This window comes from Streptomyces sp. NPDC054841, from assembly GCF_053611045.1.
Genome location: NZ_JBSGZO010000549.1, coordinates 1 through 5,213 on the forward strand (window position 1 = coordinate 1; position 5,213 = coordinate 5,213).

2 protein-coding genes are annotated in these 5,213 nt (G+C 69.5%); both read left to right on the forward strand.

Annotated elements, in window-relative coordinates; all coding sequences use genetic code 11:
- Nucleotides 1–359 precede the first annotated feature (359 nt).
- A complete protein-coding gene (locus ACWGI8_RS38875) occupies nucleotides 360–3,056 on the forward strand; it encodes a Pls/PosA family non-ribosomal peptide synthetase (RefSeq protein WP_453668161.1) in 2,697 nt (898 codons plus the stop codon).
- 37 nt (nucleotides 3,057–3,093) lie between these two features.
- On the forward strand, nucleotides 3,094–5,213 hold a 2,120-nt coding region (locus ACWGI8_RS38880), incomplete at its 3' end, for a non-ribosomal peptide synthetase (protein WP_453668162.1).

The following is a 5,213-nucleotide window of genomic DNA, read 5'->3' on the forward strand; positions in this document are numbered from 1 at the left end:
GAGCCCGCCTGCGGCGGCGGCCGATTACCAGGACCGGTTTGCTGCGTCAAGTTCCGAAATCCAGGGGCAGGACACGGCGGTACCCCCTCGGGCCTACTGGAGAGGCGTTCGGCACGAAAACCACGGCGGCATCCAGAGATACCGCCACGCCGGCGCGATCGAGTTCGAATGGCAACCCGACAGCGGACTGCACAGACTGCAGGTGGACAACACATGTTTTTGTGGCTTGGTGACCAGAAAAGGGCTCACGACCTCGTGGCTTCCCCATCGCTCGCTCCCGCCGTCGCTTCAGCGACGCGAGGACGCCGGGCGGCGGCCCGGCCGGCCGGCGCCGACCGGCACGTACCGGGGGAGCTCACGTGCTAGGGAAAACCATCGAGGCCACTCCGGCCGCTCCGGCCGCACTGGCCGCTCCGGCCGCTCCGGCCGCACTGGCCACTCCGGCCGCGGCCGGCACTCATGCCGTCACGGACGGCGGGCACGAAGGCGCGGTGGCTCATACCGCAGGGCTCCTGGCTGAGGTGCTGGCCGGCGTCGTGCGCGCCGAGCAGGTGCCGCTGGACAGTCACTTCTTCCATGACCTGGGTGCCGACTCCCTGGTGATGGCCCAGTTCTGCGCCCGGGTCAGGAAGCGCGATGACCTGCCCACGGTGTCGATGAAGGACATCTACCGGCACTCCACCATCCAGAGCCTGGCAACCGCGCTCGTCAGCGCCGCGCCCATCCCCGCCCAGCCGTCGGCACCCTCGCCCGACCAGTCGCCGGCGCCGTCGCCCGACCAGGTGCCGGACCAGTCGCCGGTGCAGTCGCCGGCCGGGACGGCGGCGAAGGCGCAGGCGCCGGCCGGCACGCGTCAGTACGTCCTGTGCGCAGTGCTGCAGCTGCTGCTGTTCTTCGGGTACTCCTGCCTCACCGCCCTCATCGCCGCCCGAGGCTACGAGTGGGTGCTGGCCGGCTCGGGCCTGGCCGGCCTCTACCTGCGCGCGGTGCTGTTCGGCGGCGCGGGTTTCGTTGCCCTGTGCGCCTTTCCGGTGGTGGCGAAGTGGCTGCTCATCGGCCGCTTCACCCCCCGCCAAATCCCCGTGTGGAGCCTTGGCTATCTGCGTTTCTGGCTCGTCAAGACCCTGATCCGCACCAGCCCGATACGCCTGTTCACCGGTTCGCCGCTCTACGTGCTGTATCTGAGGGCGCTGGGCGCGAACATCGGCCGCGGCGTCGCGATCTTCTCCAAGCATGTGCCGGTGTGCACCGACCTGCTCACCATCGGTGACGGCACGGTGATCCGCAAGGACTCGTTCGTCGCCTGCTACCGGGCGCATGCCGGACTGATCCAGATGGGCCCGGTCACCCTCGGGCGGGACGTGACCGTCAGCGAGCAGACGGTGCTCGACATCGAGTCGTCGATGGGCGACGGGGCCCAGCTGGGCCACGCCTCGGCTTTGCACGCCGGGCAGGCCGTGCCCGCAGGCGAGCGCTGGCACGGGTCCCCGGCACAGCGCACCGACACGGACTTCCGGGCTGTTGCTCCTGCCGGCTGCACCACCCTGCGAAAGGTCCTGTACTGCCTCTGGCAGGTGCTGAGCCTGCTGATGGTGCAGCTGCCGGTGGCGCTGGTCGGTGTGGGCGTCCTGGTGCGGGCCATGCCGCAGCTGGGGGAGCTGGTGGGCGCCGCTCCGCTGGCCCTGACGAGCGGCGCGTTCTACCGCGATGCCCTGGCCGCCTCCTTCGTGCTCTTCTTCGGCGCGCTGCTCACCGGTCTGCTGGTGGTGGCCACGGTGCCGCGCCTGCTCCACCTGGCCATCAAGCCGGGCACGGTCTACCCCCTGTACGGCTTCCACCACTTCGTCCAGCGGACGGTCGCGGCCATGACCAACCGCAGGTTCTTCACCACGCTCTTCGGGGACAGCTCCGCCATCGTCCACTACCTGCGCTACCTCGGCTACGACCTGTGCCGCGTCGAGCAGACCGGGTCGAACTTCGGCGCGCTCCTCAAGCACGACACCCCCTACCTGAGCACGATCGGCAGCAAAACGGTCGTCGCCGACGGGCTCTCCCTCATCAACGCCGACTTCTCCGCCACGTCCTTCCGCCTCTCGAAGGTGTCGGTCGGGGGAGGCAACTTCCTCGGGAACAACATCGCCTATCCCTCCCAGGGCCGGACGGGCGAGGACTGCCTGCTCGCGACGAAGGTCATGGTCCCCATCGACGGACCGGTTCGCGAGGGAGTGGGCCTGCTGGGCTCGCCCAGCTTCGAGATCCCCCGCACGGTGGAGCGGGACAACAAGTTCAACCACCTGGAGAGCGGCAGCGAGCTGCGCCGCCGCCTCGCCGCCAAGAACAGGCACAACGCGCTCACCGCCGTGCTGTACCTGCTGATGCGGTGGATCCATCTCTTCGCAGTCACCCTCATCGCGATGGCTGCCGTGGACCTCTACCACGCGCTCGGTGCGCTGGTGTTCGGACTGGCAAGCGTGTTGACCCTCGCCTTCACCGCCTGCTACTTCGCGCTGATCGAACGGGCCGTCACCCGCTTCAGGGACATGGAACCGCTGTACTGCTCGATCTACGAGCCGTCCTTCTGGCGGCATGAACGGTTCTGGAAGATGGCGTCGGTCGCATTCGTGCACGCCTTCGACGGCACCCCGTTCAAGAACCTCGTCTGGCGGCTTCTGGGTGCCCGGATCGGCAAGCGGGTCTTCGACGACGGCCTCTCCCTGGTCGAGCGCACCCCCGTCACCATCGGCGACGACTGCACGTTCAACGTGGGCAGTGTGGTCCAGTGCCACTCGCAGGAGGACGGCGCCTTCAAGTCCGACCGCACCACGATCGGGGCGGGCGTGACCCTCGGGGTCGGCGCCTTCGTCCACTACGGCGTGACCATCGGCGACGGCGTACAGCTCGCCTGTGACTCCTTCCTCATGAAGGGCGAGGAAGTTCCCCCGAACGCGCGGTGGGGAGGAAACCCGGCCCGGGAAATACGGGACAACAAGGCCCACCTGACGGCCCGCCATGCCGGCAACGACCACGACACCGCCGCCCCGGCACGCGGCAACTGAGCCGCGGCACCACCACACGAACGTAAGGAAAGACACGATGGACATGCATGTGGACGCGGGCCGGGAGTTCTGGCGCGATGTTCTTCTCGCCGGTGGTTTCACCGCGATCCCGCGGTGGACGCTCGATCCGGTGCCGGGTGTTGCCCGGTACGAGGTGACGGTTGCGGACGGCATCGCGCAGGCGCTTGGCCGGCTGGCCAGGGAGCTGGATGTGCCGCTGGGTTCGGTGGTGCTGGCCGCGCATGCCCGGGTGCTCGCGGCGCTGTCCGGTGAGGACGAGGTGACCACCGGCTACGTCCCGGCGGCGGGCGGGCGGCCGTTGCCGTGCCGGCTGGCCACCGCCCCCGGCTCGTGGCGCACGCTGCTGCTGGAGGCTCATCGCGCCGCATCCGGCCTGGTCGCGCACAGCACCTTCCCCCTGGATGTCCTTCGGCGGGAGCTGGGCCGGAGCGGGCCGTTGTTCGAGACCGAGTTCGATCCGTCAGGCGCAGGCGCAGGTGACGGCGGCGACCACGGTGATCTGGCTGGGGAGAGTGTGCTGCGGGTGGGGCTGGTGCGGGAGGCGGGCGCACTCGTGCTGCGGCTGTGCTATCGCACCGATGTCCTCGATGCCCAGGCGGCGGCGAGGGTCGCGGGCTATCACCTGGCCGCGCTGATGCTGATGACGGCCGAACCGGATGCGCCGGTCGGTGGGGGGAGTCTGCTGTCCGGTAAGGAGTTCGGCTTCCAGTTGCACCAGATGGCGGGGCCAAAGCGGCAGCTGCCGGGCCGGCGGGTGCATGAGTTGTTCGAGGAGCAGGTTGGGGCGCATCCGGATGCGGTCGCGGCCGTGCACGGCGGGCGGCAGCTCACCTACGGGGAGGTGAATGCGCGGGCGAACCGGCTGGGCCGGGCGCTGCTGGCGCGGGGTCTTGTCCGTGAGGGTGTCGTCGGGGTGGTGACGGAGCGGAACCTTGACTGGCTGGTGTGTGTGCTGGCGGTGTTCAAGGCCGGTGGGGTGTATCTGCCCATCGAGCCGCACTTCCCGGCCGACCGGATCGCCACCACGCTTTCGCGCGCCGGCTGCCGTCTCGTGCTCAGTGAGCCGGGCAGCACCAGCAGCCTGGATGGGGCCCTCGATTCGCTGCCGGGTGTGCAGCGGCTGCTGGTCGGGGAGGCCTTGGCGGAGGGGCACGCCGGGGACGACCTCGGCATCGCGGTGGCGGCGGATCAGCTGGCGTACATCTACTTCACCTCCGGGTCGACGGGGGAGCCGAAGGGGGCGATGTGTGAGCACGCGGGCATGCTCAACCACCTCTACGCCAAGATCGACGATTTGGGGATCGGGGAGGGGAGTGTGGTGGCGCAGGTCGCGCCGCAGTGTTTCGACATCTCCCTGTGGCAGCTGGTCTCCGCGCTGCTGGTCGGCGGACGGACCCTGCTGGTCGAGCAGGACGCCGTTTTGGACGTGGACCGTTTCCTGGACACCATCACCACCGGCCGGGTCGGCGTGCTGCAGGTCGTGCCCTCCTATCTGGAGGCCGTCCTGTCGGCTCTGGAGCAGAACCCGCGCCCGCTGCCCGATCTGGCCTGTGTCTCGGTCACCGGGGAGGCGCTGAAGCGGGAGGTGGCCCAGCGCTGGTTCGCCGCCCGGCCGGGTATCGCCCTGGTCAACGCCTACGGGCTGACCGAAACCTGCGATGACACCAACCACGAGGTCATGCACCAGGCACCCGAAACGGTGCTGCTGGGCCGCCCGGTGGCGGGCGTGCACGTCTACGTCGTCGACGACCACCTCTCACCCGTCCCGCTCGGCGCGCCTGGTGAGATCGTGTTCTCCGGGGTGTGTGTGGGCCGTGGCTATGTCAACGACCCTGAGCGCACCGCCGCCGCGTTCGTGGCCGACCCGCACCGCCCGGGTGAGCGGCTCTACCGCAGTGGTGACCGGGGCCGCTGGCACTCGTCGGGGAAGCTGGAGTTCCTCGGCCGCCGCGACACCCAGGTCAAGATCCGCGGGTTCCGGATCGAGATCGGCGAGATCGAGAACACCCTGCTACGGGTACCCGAAGTCCGCGACGCGGCGGTCGTGGTCACGGACACCCCCGCCGGCAAGCAGCTCATCGCCTTCTACACCGCCCTGGGGCCCCTCGACACCGAGGTTCTGCTGGAACAGCTGGG